General features: G+C 71.9%; 7 protein-coding genes and 1 pseudogene. 3 read left to right on the top strand and 5 right to left on the bottom strand.

Annotation, left to right across the window (positions count from 1 at the left end):
- Positions 1-52: 52 nt before the first annotated feature.
- Entirely contained in the window at positions 53-6583 is a 6531-nt protein-coding gene (locus AC4H2H_RS08865) for a DUF7507 domain-containing protein (protein WP_494370436.1), read from the bottom strand.
- Positions 6584-7215: 632 nt separating this feature from the next.
- On the opposite strand from AC4H2H_RS08865, the gene AC4H2H_RS08860 reads away from it, so the two are divergent.
- Both AC4H2H_RS08860 and AC4H2H_RS08855 read left to right on the top strand, forming a co-directional pair.
- A complete protein-coding gene (locus tag AC4H2H_RS08860; RefSeq protein ID WP_494370435.1) occupies positions 7216-8757 on the top strand; it encodes an integrase core domain-containing protein in 1542 nt (513 codons plus the stop codon).
- Positions 8758-9232: 475 nt separating this feature from the next.
- Complete coding sequence (locus AC4H2H_RS08855; protein WP_494370434.1) at positions 9233-10459, top strand: Fic family protein; 1227 nt, start codon at positions 9233-9235, stop codon at positions 10457-10459.
- A gap of 23 nt (positions 10460-10482) precedes the next feature.
- Here the strand turns inward: AC4H2H_RS08855 and AC4H2H_RS08850 are convergent, their stop codons facing one another.
- On the bottom strand, positions 10483-11262 hold the full coding sequence (locus AC4H2H_RS08850) for a hypothetical protein (protein WP_494370433.1): 780 nt from the start codon (positions 11260-11262) through the stop codon (positions 10483-10485).
- Between the two features lie 173 nt (positions 11263-11435).
- Here AC4H2H_RS08850 and AC4H2H_RS08845 point away from each other — a divergent pair, with 173 nt between their 5' ends.
- On the top strand, positions 11436-11972 hold the full coding sequence (locus tag AC4H2H_RS08845; protein ID WP_494370468.1) for a 23S rRNA (adenine(2058)-N(6))-methyltransferase Erm(C): 537 nt from the start codon (positions 11436-11438) through the stop codon (positions 11970-11972).
- 29 nt (positions 11973-12001) lie between these two features.
- Here the strand turns inward: AC4H2H_RS08845 and AC4H2H_RS08840 are convergent, their stop codons facing one another.
- The 3 genes and pseudogenes from AC4H2H_RS08840 to AC4H2H_RS08830 all read right to left on the bottom strand — a co-directional run.
- A complete protein-coding gene (locus AC4H2H_RS08840; protein WP_494370432.1) occupies positions 12002-12601 on the bottom strand; it encodes an alpha/beta hydrolase family protein in 600 nt (199 codons plus the stop codon).
- Positions 12602-12714: 113 nt separating this feature from the next.
- Positions 12715-14988 carry a heavy metal translocating P-type ATPase gene (locus tag AC4H2H_RS08835; protein WP_494370431.1) on the bottom strand — a complete coding sequence of 758 codons (2274 nt, stop codon included), beginning with the start codon at positions 14986-14988 and terminating at the stop codon, positions 12715-12717.
- Positions 14989-15419: 431 nt separating this feature from the next.
- Positions 15420-15530: pseudogene (locus tag AC4H2H_RS08830) on the bottom strand (LacI family DNA-binding transcriptional regulator); the annotation flags it as partial.
- Between the last annotated feature and the right edge of the window lie 33 nt (positions 15531-15563).

Raw genomic sequence — 15563 nt, 5'->3', positions numbered from 1 at the left:
TCAACGATCAGGCTAGCGGTCCGCCGGTTCACGGCAAGCGGCCACCTCATCGTCAGTCGAAGCGCCTGGGGCGCACGGTCGGCCGTCGTGAGACCACCACGGCGAGCACACCGGCCAGGGCGAGCACCACCACGAGCCACAGCAGCGGCCCCACGTCGGTGCCGGTCGTCGCGACGTCGGCTGGCCCGCCCCAGGTGTCGCGGTCGGGTCCGCCCGGATCGACGGGTCCCGGTGTGGCGGTCGGGTCGGGGTCGGGGTCGGGGTCGGGGTCGGGTGCGGGTGCGGGTCCGGGCTGGGCGCCGGGCATCGTGACGACGGCGGTGGAGGCCTCGGAGGTGACGGTCTGTACCTGGGCGGCGACGGCCAGCAGCGGCACCGCGGCGAACGGTGACGGCTGGGCGGTGAGCGTCTGCGTCGTCGGGCCCGACGGCGCGAACGCGAGCGTGGTCGCCGGTGCGGGCAGCCCGGAGGTGCCGGACGCGACGGCGGTGTTGACGACCTCGGTCATGGGCAGGTCGCTGCCGGTGACCGTGTAGGTCGCGGTGCAGTCCGCGGACTCGCCGGGCTGGAGCATCACGGCGGGGCAGGTGGGTGCGGGCGCGGTGCCGGTGCCGGTGAACTCGGTCTCGGTGATGTCCAGGGCGGACAGCGACACGTTGCCGGTGTTGGTCACCGCGTAGGTGTAGGTCACCACCGTGCCGGCGACCTCGGCGACGGTCGGGTCCGCGGTCTTGAGCAGTGCGACGGCCGGGGTCGGGGTGCGGGTCAGGACGGCGGTGGACGGGTCGGACTCGACGGGGTCACCGGTCTGTGGGGTGCCGGTCGCGGTCGCGGTGTTGGTGACCTCCTCGGCGTCCAGGTCGGCCTGCGTCAGCGTGTACGGCGCGGTGCAGGTGATGGCCTGCGCGGGCGCCAGCGTCGTGCTCGGGCAGGTCGGCTCGGGCTGGGGTCCGGTGCCGGTGAAGGCCTGCTCGACGACGGCGACGTCGGTCAGGGTGAGGGCGCCGGTGTTGGTGACCTGGAAGGACCAGGTGACCTCGTCGCCGGCGACCGTGGTGTCGTCGACCGGGGTGACGGTCTTGAGCAGGGTCAGCCCGGCGACGGCCTGCGCGGTGACGGTGGCGGTGCTCGGGTTCGAGGTGCCGGTCTCCCCGTCGGGGTCGGTCGCAGTGGCGGTCGCGGTGTTCTCGACGGTCCCGGTGTCGATGTCGGCCTGGGTGAGCGTGTAGGTCGCGGTGCACTCGACCTGCTCGGCCGGTGCGATGGGGCCGGGCGGGCAGACGGGGGTCGGTGCGGGTCCGGTGCCGGTGAAGTCGCCTTCCACGACGGCCGGTGCGGTGAGCGTCACGTTGCCGGTGTTGGTGATCGTGAAGGTGTAGACGACCTGCTGTCCGGCGGCCGTGACCGTGGCGGGTTCGGCCGTCTTGACGAGCTCGATCCCGGGGGCCTGGTCGGCGGTGCTGGTGACGTCGTCGAGCAGGGACTGGGTCGGTCCGCCGAACGGCGGGACGCCCACGGCGAGCGCGGCGTTGACGATCTCCCCGGCGTCGACCTCGGCCTGGGTGACGGTGAACGTGCCCGTGCACGTCGTGAAGTCCCCGGGTACCAGCGGCTCGGTGTCGGGGCACGTGACGGCCACCGGTTCGGTGCCGGTGAACCCGGCCTCGACGGCGGCGATGTCGTCGAGGGTGACGTTGCCGGTGTTCGTGATGGTGAAGGTGTAGGTCAGCTCGTCGCCGAGGGCGTACGTCTCGGTGTCGGCCTCCTTGACGATCGTCAGCTCGGGCGCGAACGTCGCCGGGATGACGATGGAGTCGATCGCCGGGGCCGGTGGGGTGTCGCCGGGCGGGGGCGAGGCGGTGGCGGTGGCGGTGTTCACCAGGTCACCGGAGTCGATGTCGGCCTGGGTGACGGTGTACTGGCTGGTGCAGATCAGGGTGGCGCCGACGGCGAGCGACGCGGCCTGGGCGTCGGGGCACAGCACCCCCGGTGGGCCGCCGACCCCGGTGAAGGGGCCTTCGTTGACGAGCACGTTCGTCAGGGTGGTGCCGCCGGTGTTGACGATGGTGAACGTGTAGGTGACGACCTGGCCGGCGGCGGTGATCTCGGTGACGTCCGCGGTCTTGGTCATGGTCAGCGCGGGCGGGTCCACGGTGTCGACGTCCGCGACGGCGTCGGAGGGGTTGGAGGAGATCTCGGTGCCGGCGGGGGTGGTGCCGCGGGCGACGGCGGTGTTGGTGATCTCGGTGGTGCGCATGTCGGCGTCGGTGACGGTGTACTCGGCCGTGCAGGTCACGGTCTGCGCGGGGGCGATGATGCCGGCGTCGCAGGTGACCGCCGGAGCGCCGCCCGTGCCGGTGAACGGGTCGTCGAGGACCGTCAGGCTCGTCAGGGTGACGTTGCCGGTGTTGACGACCTCGAAGGTGTAGGTGAGCACCTGCCCGGCTGCGGTCGCGTCCGCGTCGACCGTCTTGGTCAGGCTGAGCGCCGGGTCCGGCTCGACCGTGACGTCGACGGTGTCGGGCTCGGTGGTGATCTCTGCGCCGTCCGGCCCGACGCCGTGCGCGACGGCCGTGTTGGTCAACGACCCGGCTTCGACGTCCGCGGCGGTGACCGTGTAGGTCGCGGTGCACACGACCTGCTCGGTCGGGGCGACGGCCTCGTTCGGGCACTGCACGGCCGACAGCTCACCTGAGCCCGTGAAGTCCGTCTCGGTGATGCTGAACCCGCGCATCGTGACGGTGCCCTCGTTCGTGACGACGAACGAGAACGTCAGCTCCTGGCCCTCGCGCACCGCGCCGGGCCCGGTCGGGGAGACCGACTTGTCCAGGGTCGCGGTGGTGTCCGGCACGAGCGTCAGCTCCGTGATGGCCTCGGGCGAGACGGGGTCGTCGAACCCGTCCGGCGCGGTCGCCGTCGCGACGGCCACGTTCTTCACCCGGCCGGCGTCGAAGTCCTCCTGGGTGGGGGTGTAGGGGGCGAAGCACTCGGTCGACTCGCCCGGTACGAGGGTCTCACCGGCTGCGGGGCACACGACCTGGGGGATGGGTCCGGTCCCGGTGAACGCGGTCTCGGTGATCGTGATGCCGGTCAGCGGCACTCCGCCGGTGTTGGTGATGAGGAACTCGAACACGGCCTCTGCGCGGGTGTCCAGCGACGTCGGGTTGACGGTCTTCGTCAGCGTGAGGGAGGCCGGTTCGACGGTCCGCACGCTCACCGCCGTCGGCTCCGTGCGTGGCTCGGGCCCGGCCAGCGGGGTCGCGGTCGCATAGGCGGAGTTCGTGACCAGGCCCGCGGCGACGTCGGCCGCCGTGATCGTGTACGGCGAGGCGGGGCAGTTCACGCTGGCCCCGGGCGCGAGCTCACCAGCAGGACAGACCGGGCCGGTGAACGGCCCGGTGCCGGTGAACCCGGTCTCGGTCACCACGGGGTCGCTCACCGGGTCGGTGCCGCCGTTGGTCACCTGGTAGGAGAACGTCACGACGTCACCGACCATCGCCTGGGCCTTGTCGACCGTCTTGGCGAGCGACAGCACGGCGTTGGGCGTCAGCCGGTTCGTCACCGTGACCGGGTACTGGGCCGTGGGGCCGTCCACGATCAGGCTCGCCGGGGACACGACCCCCGACCCGACCCAGTTGAACCCGTCCGGCAGGTCCGGCGGCGGGTCCTCCGCCACCGAGCAGAGCTGCCCGTCGTAGACCGCCACGGGCGCGGCGGTGGCGCTGGCACCGCCGGCGGGGACGGTCGCCGACCACGTCACGGGCGCCTGGAAGTCGCACGTGATGGTCCCGGTGAACGTCAGGTCCGCCGGTGCGCCACCGGTCGGCAGACCGACCAGGTTCTTGGTCACGGGCACCTGGGAGGCGGTGTTGAACACCGTCAGCGACACCGAGCTGGTGTTCGACGTGAGGTTCGGGTCCCAGAAGCGGCCCGGCGCCCCCGGCGTCGACACGGCGGTGGCGACGTTCTGGAACGTGCCCGGGACGGGGCTCGCCGTCCCGGTGATCGTGAACGTCACGAAGCCGGGACTGATCCCGAGGGTCGGGATGGTCGAGGACACCGTCCTGGTCGCCGGGTCGTAGGCCACCGGCCCGCACGTCGAGGCCGCCGAGCTGGGGGTGCACGTCGCCGAGCCGTAGATGAACCCGACCGGCAACGGGTCGGAGAACGCGACGTTCGTGGCCGGGGAGGTGGTGGTGGCGTTGGTGACCCGGGCGGTGAACGTCACCGGCTCTCCACGCTGCACCGAGGCCGGGGCGACCGACTTGTTGACCGACACGTCGGCGCACGGAGAGGTCACCGTTGCGCTCGCCCGGTTGTTCGCGCTGACCGAGTCCAGGACCGTGGCGGGAGGGTAGATCTCCGCGTTGTAGGTCAGCGCCGGGGCGGTGTTGGTGCCGCAACCATCCGTGACGGTGCTGACGATGTTGATGCGGTAGTCCAACGCCAAGCTCGCTCCCGCTGGCAACGGCCCCCACGAGCCGGTGGGACCGAAGGGCCGGATAAAGGTCGAGACGTAAGCTTTTTCAGTGGCGCCGGGGACGGGCGGGCACACGGCCCCTCCCGACGCCGTACAGCCGACCAGCGTGTAGTTCGTCACGTTGATGATGCCGCCCCTGTTCTGGGTGAACACGAGGGAGCCGTCGTCTGCTGCCGCCGTGCCCCGGTTCTCCACCGTGACCGTGACCGTGAGCGGCTCACCGGGGTAGATGGAGGCCGAGTTCGTTGTCACCGTCGTGGCGACGTCCGTCGGCGGGCACTGCGGCAGGGGCGTGTACGTACTCGGGGCGGTCTGGCTGTTGAGTTCCCTTCCGGCGGCGCCGGAGTCGGCGATCCCCGCGGGAGTGAGGATGCTGCCGGTGTTGCTCAGGTTTGTGCGCGGAGTCTGCACGCACGCGCGTCCCGACGGCACGACGTCGAAGACGAAGGTGACCTCCACGCTGCCACCGACCGGGAACGTGGGAATCAGCCAGTCGACGGCGGTATGCCTGGGAATCGAGGTGTTGGTGATCGTGGGGCACACCGCCCCGCCACTGGCGGTGCAGGTCACGGCGCTGATGTTCGCCGTGGTGAACGTCTCGTCCGAGGTCGACCATGAGTCGCGAAGGGTGGCGCCGTCCGCGTCGATCGGCCCGTAGTTCGTCGCCGTCAGCGTGTACGTCGTCGGGGAGCCCGGAGCGATCGTGTTCTTGTCCTGGGTCTTGGTGATCCCGAGGTCGGTGGTGGGGCACGGGGGTGTGCCCGGTGCGCTAGCGGTCACCGACCCGGACGAGTTGGTCGGTGGCAGCAGACCCGGCGGCGGCGCGAACCCGGCGAACGCGATGAAGTTAGATCCGGAACGTCCACACAAGGCGTTGGGGTCCATCTGCGGATCGGCGGTGAAGGTGACCGTCACCGTGGATCCCACCGGGAAGGCGGAGACCGGGGTGTTGTAGGTGTTGCCCGTCGAGTACAGGACCTTGGTCGAGGGCGCGATGCACGTCGCACCACCGGTGGAGGTGCACGTCGTCACCGAGATGTTCGCGCTGCTGTAGACGCTCGGGGGGTTCCACTGGAGGCTGGCGATCAGTTTTCCACCGTTGGCGGGCGCGGGGCCGTTGTTCGTGTACGTGACCGTGTAGGTGTTCGGGTTGCCCTGACTCAGGGTGGTCGAGGACTGGGCGATGGCGACCGTGATGTTCGCGGTGTTGTCCACCGTCGTGCTCACCGTGCTCGTGTTCGACGACGGGTCGGAGTCCGTCGTGGTCGCCGGCTGGGTCACGGTCCCCGTCGCTGTCACCGACGAGCGCAGCGTCGCTGGCGGTGCGGCGTAGTTGCCGGTGATGGTCACCGTCACCAGCCCCTGGTGCGGCAGCAGCCCGACCGTCCCGCCGACCTGGGTGTTGCTGACCGACAGCGCGGCCGGGCACCCCGCACCGCCCGCACCGACGCACGTGGCCTGGACCCCGGTCGCCCCGAGCGGCATCGCGACCGTGAACGCGGCCCCGTCCGCGTCGGGCAGCGCGTTGTTCCCCACCGTGACCGTGTAGGTGAACGCCTCACCGGCGACCGCGGCGGTGGGGCCCGCGACGTTGATCGTCACGTCCACGACCGAGCTGGGCACCACGTCGAACGGCTGCACGGGAAGGTCACCGGGCTCTGCCGCCTGGTCGGCCGGTGCCTCGTCCGTACCGGCGGGCTCGGGTGCCGGTTCCTCGCCCTGCTCCGGGGCAGGCTCGGGCTGCGGTTCGGGCGCTGGTTCCTCAGCAGGTTCCGGGGCAGGTTCCGGCTCGGACGCGGGTGCCGGCTCGGGCGTCGACGGCGTCGCTGGGTCTTGCTCTGGAGCCGGCGGTTCGGGTGCTGCTGGTTCGACCGGCTCCACCTCCGGGGCGGGCGGCTCAGGCACAGACACCTCAGAGGGCACCGCCTCGACAGGTTCCGCGGCGGCCGCGGCCGCGGCCGCGACATCCGGCCCGGCGACGTCCTCCGCCCCCGCAGGCAGCGGCGCGAGCGCCGTCGCGCTCAGCAGCGCCAACAGCACCGCTGCGACCGTCGCGCGCAGCGCGGCACCCGCTCCCGACGTGACGGCTCGCTGCTGAACCATCCCAACCACCTTGGGTACCGCGTCAGGCGCCAAGTCGAGGACGACCCAGTGGTCGCCGGTGCGGCGCTGAACCCGACCGACCCTGACTCACCCCGCAGGCCGGTTACCTCGCAGTGTGCTATTGCTGCTCGAGGTCGGCAAGGCGTACTTGCCGTCGTGACAGCCAGGGACGCTGGAGCCGTGCCGGCTCGTCCACGCCGCACAGCACAGGAAAACTGTTGCCTTGAGCTCGAACTGGTCCCGGTGTGCACCCAGATCCTGGGAAGTACTGCCGTGAATAGTGTACTGAAGCGCCCCGGTGATTCTCCGGCGACGGACCGCGCGAGGTCGTCCTCCGGGGGTAATTCGTGCCGACCCGACTGAGGATATCGATCACCGCTGAACCGGCGGTCTCAAGGTCCAGCACGGCTCGATGCGGGTGGCCTCGACGTGGCCGCCTGACATTTCGCGCATGCGCGTAGCGCTTCTTCGTTGACCTCGCCGACCGACGAATTAGTGGCTCATCCGATCTGAGGGTGTAGGTGTGCTCTGAATGTGAAGTCTCAGGACTTCGTTGACGGTTCTGTCTCAGGACATCGTGGACAGTCGGTCTCGGGACATCGTGGACGGGTCGGGCCGGGTTCGCTTCGGGCATGGACTTCAACCACGTGCCCGCGGACGTGCGGTGGGCGATCGCGAACTGGCCTGAGGACGCTGAGCGGGGCGCGGTGACGCGCTTCTGCGAGCGGCACGAGATCAGCAGGGCGGTGTTCTACAAGATCCGGGACCAGGCTCGCGAGCTCGGGCCGGTCGGCGCGACGGAACCCCGTTCGCGCCGCCCGCGGCGTAGCCCGTCGCGCACCGACGAGAGCGTGATCGAGCACGCGCTGGCGGTTCGGGTCTGGCTGGTCGAGCAGGGCCTGGATGCCGGGCCGTTGTCCGTGCGCGCGAGGATGCTCCGTCAGGGGCTGATTCCGCCGTCGCGCGCGACCCTGGCCCGGGCGTTCGCCGCCGCGGGGGTCTCGAGGCCCGAGCCGCGCAAGCGGCCGCGGGCGGCGAACCGCAGGTTCGTCTACCCGGCGCCGAACTGCTGCTGGCAGATCGACGCGTTCACGTGGTCCCTCGCGGACGGCACACCGGTCGCGATCCATCAGGTCATCGACGACCACTCACGCATGGCCGTGGCGACGTTGGTCGCGGACGGCGAGACGGCCAAGGCGGCCGTGCAGGTCGTCTCGACGGCGATCCGACGCTGGGGCGTGCCACAGCGGCTGCTGTCGGACAACGGGCTGGCGTTCAACCCCACCCGCCGCGGGTTCACCGGCAAGCTCGTCGACTACCTGACCGGCCTCGGGGTCAAGCCGATCACGGGCAAGCCGGACCGGCCCACCACGCAGGGCAAGAACGAACGGTTCCACCAGACGCTGCAGAAATGGCTCAACGCCAGACCACCGGCGAAGACGATCGCCGCGCTGCAGGCCCTGGTCGACGAGTTCGACCAGTACTACAACCACGAGCGCGCCCACCAGGCGCTCGACGGGCGAACCCCGGCCGAGGCGTGGGCCGCCACCCCGCTCGCGCCCGAGCCGGTGGCCGAGCCGCGCATGCCGTCGATCCCGCCCTCGGTGGCCGCACCCGCGACGAACGCCCCGACGCATCCGAGCGAGCCACCGACCCGCAGCAGGGCTCCGCTCGCCCTACACCAGGCCGAGGGAAACGCGACGCTCAAGGTCAAGCAGAACGGGCAGATCAAGGCGCTCAGCTGCCTGTTCTACGTCGCGACCAGCCGCGCCGGGCAGCAGGTGCACGTCATCTGGAACGAGACCACCGTGGAGATCTTCACCGCAGGTGGCGAGCACATCATCGACTACCCGCGCCCCGCGACCACCGGGATGTACTACGGGCCACGCAGCGCACGTCGGGGCACGCCGATGAAGACCACCGGCCAGAACCCCTCGGCCGGCATCACCGGCACAGCCCGGCGCACCGTCTCCAAGGGCGGCTACGTCGGAGTCCTCGCCAGCAAGTTCTACGCCGGTTACAAGCGCCACGGCGAACAGGTCACGATCACCTGGGACGCCGCGACCGTGACCATCACCGACCAGTCCGGGACGACGATCGCGAACTATGACAAGCCGACCCAGCGCCGCGGCTGGCACGGCCCGACCGAGACTCAACAGTCCACGAAGTCCTGAGACATGCCAACGTCAACGATGTCCTGAGACACGTTCGTCCACGATGACCTGAGACATCACATAGGTGTGCTCTGAAGCCGCCGGCCTCGAGGAGCGAGCGGGCGATGTAGTGGGTCAGGTTCCGGAAGCCGAGGGCGGAGCCGCGTAGGTGTTCGAGTTGTCCGTTGATCGCCGGGGGCACTGGCAAGCATAGGAGCACGGTGGAAGTCAAGTCGGCGTCGTTTCGCCATTCCTGGGTATTTGTGAAGGTCGCGCGTTTCGAGCCGATGAGAATAGGTCGTCGGTTCGATTCCGACAGGCGGCTCCACCAGAGGCCCTTGACCGCGGTAACGCAGTCAGGGGCCTTTGCCATTGCCCGCATCGTGCCCGGACGGGGTGCACCGCCCGGGGAGCGGGCCCGGTGTCGGCTCACCCCGATCTGAGAACGACGAGGCGATCTTGTCATCAGATAGCCGCTAAGTGATAACTTTGTGTGGTGGCAAGTTATCAGATGGCGTGGCCTGCGCTGACGTATGAACGGCTCGACTGGCGATACGCCAGAAGAGGCCAGACCAGTCGCGCCCCTGCGCGGACCTACGACGCGTCCGTCGTCCCGGTGATCGCCGGCCTGTTCGTGGATCTGCCCGCAACACTCGCCGCAGCTGCCGACGAGGCCTCACGCGAGATCGCACGCTTCGACACCGAGATGGGCGGCGAGCTCGCTCCGTTCTCCACCGTCCTGCTGCGCAGCGAGTCGGCCGCCTCGTCCAAGATCGAACGACTGACCGCATCCTCTCGCCAGATCGGCATGGCAGAGCTCGGGGCCGCAAAGTACGGGTCCAACGCGCCGACCATCGTCGCCAACACCGACGCGATGCGCGCCGCGGTCGCCCTGTCCGACACGCCCGACGCGGACACCATCCTGCGCATGCACCACGCCCTCCTGGAGCACGACGACCCCGAGGAGGCTGGCCGCTGGCGCACCGAGCAGGTCTGGATCGGCGGTTCTGACCACTCGCCGGCGGGGGCCGACTTCATCCCTCCCCACCACGAGCGCGTACCCGCGGCCATCGACGACCTCGTCGAGTTCATCCAGCGGGTTGGCATCGCCCCACTGACGCACGTGGCGATCGCGCACGCCCAGTTCGAGACGATCCACCCGTTCACCGATGGCAACGGCCGTACCGGCCGCGCCCTCGTGCAGGCGATGATGCACAGCTCCGGTCTCACCCGGAACGTCACGATGCCGTTGTCGGCAGGGCTCCTCGCCGACGTGGAGAACTACTACAGCGCACTCGGCGCCTACCGTCAGGGCAACCCCGAGGCGATCGTCGACCAGTTCGTCCGTGCCAGCACCCGCGCCGTCGACAACGGACGTCGGCTCGTTCAGGACGTCCGCGCGATTCGCGCCAACTGGGACGAACGGCTCCACGTGCGTCGCGGCGCACGGACCTACGACGTCGCGGACCTGCTCACCCGCCAGCCCGTCATCAACGCCCAGGTGCTCGACCGCGAGCTCGGCATCGGGCCGACGAACGTCCGCCGGCACATGGACCCGCTCGCACAGGCGGGCGTCGTCAACGAGACGAGGATCCACCGCAAGGGCATCAGGTGGTCGGCCATGGAGATCCTCGCCGCGCTCGACGACTTCGCCGAGCGCGCCGGCAGACGCCGCATCACCTACGGCAGCGCTGCAGGACTCGGATCAGGCGAGCACGGCTGACCCTGCGTCGGGACGCTCTCTACCTACCCCACGCGCCGGACGAGCAGGATCGCTCCGCCCGCGGCGGCCGCGACGAGGCCGCCCACGCCGACGACGACGAGGGTCGGGAACCCGGGGGCGGCGGGCGGTGGCGGGGCCATGCGCTCGGCGGCGGAGACGAGCGGCGTGCGCGAGGGCTCCGGGCTCGCCGTGGGGGGCTCGGTGGTCGGGGTGGGCTCGACGGGGGCCTCGGTGATCGGTTCCACGGTCGGCTTTGGCGACGGTGCGGGCTCCTCGGCGGGCGGCTCGACCACCACCGACTGGGCGGGTTGCTCCGCGGCCGGCGCCGCGACGTCGGCCGCGGGCGCCGCGTCGGTCGTCGCGGGCGGGCTCGTCGGGGCCGGGGCCGGGGCCGGAGGGGTCGTCGGGCTCGGGGCGGCCGCCGTCGTCGTGCAGACGGCCCCGTCGCCGTCCCAGCCTGCGAACTGGTCGTGGATCCCCGTGATCATGGCCCACGTGATGCAGTACCCGTCGGCGTACGGGCCGCGGGTGGGGACGTCGAACTCCAGGACGCCGTCGGCCGCGTCGTCGCGCGAGTACCCGTCGCCCAGGCTGCGCGCGTGCGAGCCGTCGGGCTGGGTCACGACGTACGCGAGCCAGCCGCCGTCGCCGGCCAGCCGGCTCGCGTCGAACGAGACGCTGTCGGACGTCACGGTGAGATCGCCGCCCCTGTCGCCCTCCGCGGCCACGGCGGGCGTCGCGACGATCGCGGCGGCCAGGACCCCCAGGGACCCGACGGCGAGCATTCCGGCCGCTGCGCGCATCCATACCTCCGGGTCGTCGGGGCGACGGGTCGTCGTCCGCGGCACATCGTACGCAGTCGGGGCGCGCACGCGGAAAGCCCTGCCGGGCGCCGGACAATTCGGTCGACGGCGCCGGCGGACTCGTCGTAGCGTGCCGGACATGTTCATGGTGATGGTGCGTCGTGGCCGGGTCCGTGCAAGGGCCGCGCTCGCGGCGCGAGTGGGGATGGCAACCGCTCACTGACACCCACGCCGCGCGCGTGGTCGACGACGCCGGGGTGCGTCCCGGGCAGCTCGTGCTCGACCTCGGCGCGGGTGACGGCGCCCTCACGCGCCACCTCGTCGCGGCGGGGGCCCGGGTCCTCGCGGTCGAGCTGCACGCCGGGCGTGCTCGCGCGCTGCGCGAGCGGTTCGCCGACGCCGACGTGACGGTCCTCGAGGTCGACCTCGCCGCGCTCCGCCTCCCGCGGCGGCCGTTCCGCGTGGTCGCGAACCCGCCCTTCGGGCTCACGTCCGCCCTCCTCGCGCGCCTGCTCGCCCGCGGGTCCGCGCTCGTGGCGGCGGACGTCGTCGTGCAGCGGCAGGCGGCGCGGCGGATCGTCGCGGGAGCGGGCGTCGCGGGGCGCGCGGCGCGGCGCTGGGCCGTCGACGTCGGACGCCCGGTGCCGCGCGCGGCGTTCCTGCCCCCACCACGCGTCGACGCGGCGGTGCTGCGCGTGCGTCGGCGGTGAGCGGACTCGTCGAGGTCAGGCGGCGATCGTCAGGCGGCGACCGTCGCGAGCCACGCGGCGACGGCGTCGCACACCGCGGCGTCCTGCCCCTTGAGGTCGTGCGCGCCGGGCAGCTCGACGCGCGTGACCGGGCCGGGAATCGCGGCGGTGTGCTCGGTGAGCTCATCGGGCGTCGCGAACGGGTCGGTCCGCCCGGAGACGAACAGGACCGGGAGGTCGAGCTGCGGGAAGTGCTCGGTGCGCAGGCGTTCGGGCTTGCCGGGCGGGTGCAGGGGGTAGCTCACGAGCGCGAGGCCAGCGGCGGGGAGCCCCTCGGCGACGGCCATCGAGCACATGCGTCCGCCGTACGAGCGCCCGCCGAGCACGATCCGGTCGGTCGTCGTGCCGAGCTCGGCGGCGAACGCCTCGGTCTCGGCTCGCACGTGCGCGATCGCGACCGGCGGTCGGTCCGGCATCCGTTTGCCCGCGGTCCGGTAGGGGAAGTCGACACGGCGCACCGGCACGGGCGGGTCGAGCGCGGCGAGCGCGTCCTCGAGCGCGACGAGCGTGCGGTGGTCTTGGCTCGCCCCAGCCCCAGGCGTGAGCAGGACGCCTGCGACGGGCCGGTCGGCGGGGGTCGGCGTGGTCACCCGCCAAGTCTCGCAGCGAGCACGAGGTTCCTCGCGGTCGAGCACGCCATGAGTGTCGTCATGGAGCTCAGAACGACACTCATGTCGTGTTCGGCGTGAGAGGCGGGGAGTGGTCAGCGAGCGGCGAGGTGTGCCGGGTCGAGGTCGGTGCGGCGCAGGAGCTGCGCGTTGAGCGCGACGACGACGGTCGAGACCGACATGAGGACCGCCCCCACGGCCATCGGCAGGACGAACCCGACCGGGGCGAGCACGCCCGCCGCGAGCGGGACCGCCGCGATGTTGTACCCCGCGGCCCACCACAGGTTCTGCTGCATCTTGCGGTACGACGCGTGCGACAGCTCGACGATCGACAGCACGGCGCGCGGGTCCGAGCTCGCGAGGATGACCCCGGCCGACGCGATCGCGACGTCCGTGCCGGCGCCGATCGCGATGCCGACGTCCGCCTGCGCGAGCGCGGGGGCGTCGTTGACGCCGTCTCCGACCATCGCGACGACGCGGCCGTCCTGCTGCAGCCCGGCGACCTTGGCGTCCTTGTCCTCCGGGCGCACGCCCGCGAAGACCTGGTCGATGCCGAGCTCGCGCCCGACCGCCCGGGCCACCGGCTCGGCGTCGCCCGTGATCATGACGACCTGGATGCCGCGCCGGTGCAGCGCGTCGACGGCCTCGCGCGACTCGGGACGGATCTCGTCCGCGAGGGCGAACGCCCCGACGACCCGACCGGGCTGCGATGCTCCCTCGCCGGACTGGCGTACTCCCTCGCCGGACTGGCGTACTACTTCGGCAGACCAGGTTTCTATCTCGGCGGACCACGGTTCTCCCTCGGCAGTGGGGCGGGGGTCCGAGACGACGACGTGGAGGACCGTCGCGCCGTCGCGCTCCCAGGCCGCGGCGTCGGGCAGGGGCTCGAGACCGTGGTCGCGGAGCAGCGCGGGGCCGCCGACCGCGACGCGGCGCTCGCCGCCCGGGCCGGGAACCGTCGCCTCGACGCCGACCGCCGTGAGCGACCGGAAGTCCGTGGCGCGCGGGACCTCGACGCCGTCGTCGGCGGCTCGCGCCACGACCGCCTTGGCCAGCGGGTGCTGGCTGTCCGCCTCGGCGGCCGCTGCGAGCGCGAGCAGCTCGGCCTCGGAGGACGAGCCGGAGGTCGCGAGGTGCGCGACGACGGGCTCGCCCTTCGTCAGCGTCCCGGTCTTGTCGAAGAGCACGGTGTCCACCGTGCGCATGCGCTCGAGCGCCAGGCGGTCCTTGACGAGCACACCGGCCTTCGCGGCGCGCTCGGTCGAGATCGAGACGACGAGCGGGATCGCGAGGCCCAGCGCGTGGGGGCAGGCGATGACGAGGACGGTGATCGCTCGGACGAGCGCCTGCTCGGGTGTCCCGAACACGAGCCACAGGGCGATCGTGATCGCCGCGGCACCGAGGGCGTACCAGAACAGCCAGCCCGCGGCACGGTCCGCGAGGCGCTGGGTCTTCGTGGACGACGACTGCGCGTCCGCGACGAGCCGCCGGATCCCGGCGAGCGCCGTGTCCTCGCCGACGGCCGTGATGCGCACGCGCAGCGCGTCGTCGGTCGCGACGGTCCCGGCGACCACCGGGTCGCCGACACCGCGGCGGACTGGCCGTGACTCGCCCGTGATCATGGATTCGTCGACGTCGGCGGACCCGTCGGCGACCTCGCCGTCGGCGGGCACACGCCCGCCCGGGCGCACGATCACGAGGTCTCCGACGCCCAGCTCGGTGGGGGAGACGGTCGTGACGGACCCGTCCTCGGCCACCCGCTCGGCCTCGTCGGGCAGGAGCGCGGCGAGGGAGTCGAGCGCGGACGCGGTCTGGGCGAGCGAGCGCATCTCGAGCCAGTGACCCAGCAGCATGATCACGACGAGGAGCGCCAGCTCCCACCACACGTCGAGGTCGTGCGCGAGGAGACCGAGGCTCGCGCCGAGCGAGGACACGAAGGCGACCGAGATCGCGAGCGAGATGAGCGTCATCATTCCGGGCTTGCGGTCGCGCAGCTCGCTCACCGCCCCGGTGAGGAACGGGCGACCGCCCCACAGGAAGATCACCGACCCGAGGACAGGCGAGACCCACGGCACCCACGCGGCGTCGGGAAGGTCGTACCCGAGGAGCATCGCGAACATCGGGCTGAGCGCGACCGTCGGGACCGCGAGCACCAGCATGAGCCAGAACAGCCGCCGGAACTGGGCCACATGGTCGCCGTGCCCGCCGTGGTCGCGACCGGCGTGCTGGTCGTGCTCGTGCCCGACGGCGGTCGCGGCCTCCGCGTGCGTCGTCGCCGCGCCGTGGTGCTGCTCAGGGCCGTGGCCGTGCTCGTGGCCGCTCGGGTGCTGCGCGTGGTCGTCCACCGTGCCTCCGTCTCTCCGTTGCATACCCCATAGGGGTATCGCTTGCTTCCGATCATGCACCTGCTCGTGCCGGGCGTCAAGGGTCCGGATGTGGGGAGGCGGGAGGGGCCTCGAGGGGTGCTACAGGTGGGGGAGCACGTGCCGGGCGTAGCGGTCGGCGACGGTCGCGACGACGTCGCGCGCAGGTCCGGGTCCCGCCACACGTGGTAGGTGTCGACCATGACCCCGACCGTCGAGGGGCCGAACGGTGGCCCGAGGCGGTCGGCCACACGTCCGCGCGCGGTGACGATGTCGCGGTCTGCCGGGCCGGCTCCGGGCCGCGGTCCCTGCCCGGGAGTGTTGTTCGCGGGGAGCCCGCCGACCACGAGCACGAGGTCGCGCGTGCCCACGGTCGCCGCCTCCTCGATCGCGCGCCGGTTGTCGTCGAGCGCTGCGGCGGCGGGCTCGTCGGTTGCAGCGAGGACCTCCTCCCGCAGGTCGGGGCGCACCGTGCGGGTCGCGCTCCCGTTGATGGCGCGCGAGGCGGTCGCGAGCGAGACGCCGGCCGCGCGGGCGACCTCGCTCAGGGTGGGTCCGGGCCGGGCCCAGGCTAGCGGGAC

Source organism: Cellulosimicrobium sp. BMG9.22, assembly GCF_059159975.1.
The sequence above is the reverse complement of the archived record's forward strand: the minus strand, read 5'-3'. Positions and strand labels throughout refer to the sequence as shown.

What these genes read in the sequence shown, in the direction of transcription:
- AC4H2H_RS08865 (WP_494370436.1), bottom strand. Translation starts at nt 6,583, where the DNA reads ATGGTTCAGCAGCGAGCCGTCACGTCGGGAGCGGGTGCCGCGCTGCGC.
- AC4H2H_RS08860 (WP_494370435.1), top strand. Translation starts at nt 7,216, where the DNA reads ATGGACTTCAACCACGTGCCCGCGGACGTGCGGTGGGCGATCGCGAAC.
- AC4H2H_RS08850 (WP_494370433.1), bottom strand. Translation starts at nt 11,262, where the DNA reads ATGCGCGCAGCGGCCGGAATGCTCGCCGTCGGGTCCCTGGGGGTCCTG.
- AC4H2H_RS08835 (WP_494370431.1), bottom strand. Translation starts at nt 14,988, where the DNA reads ATGCAACGGAGAGACGGAGGCACGGTGGACGACCACGCGCAGCACCCG.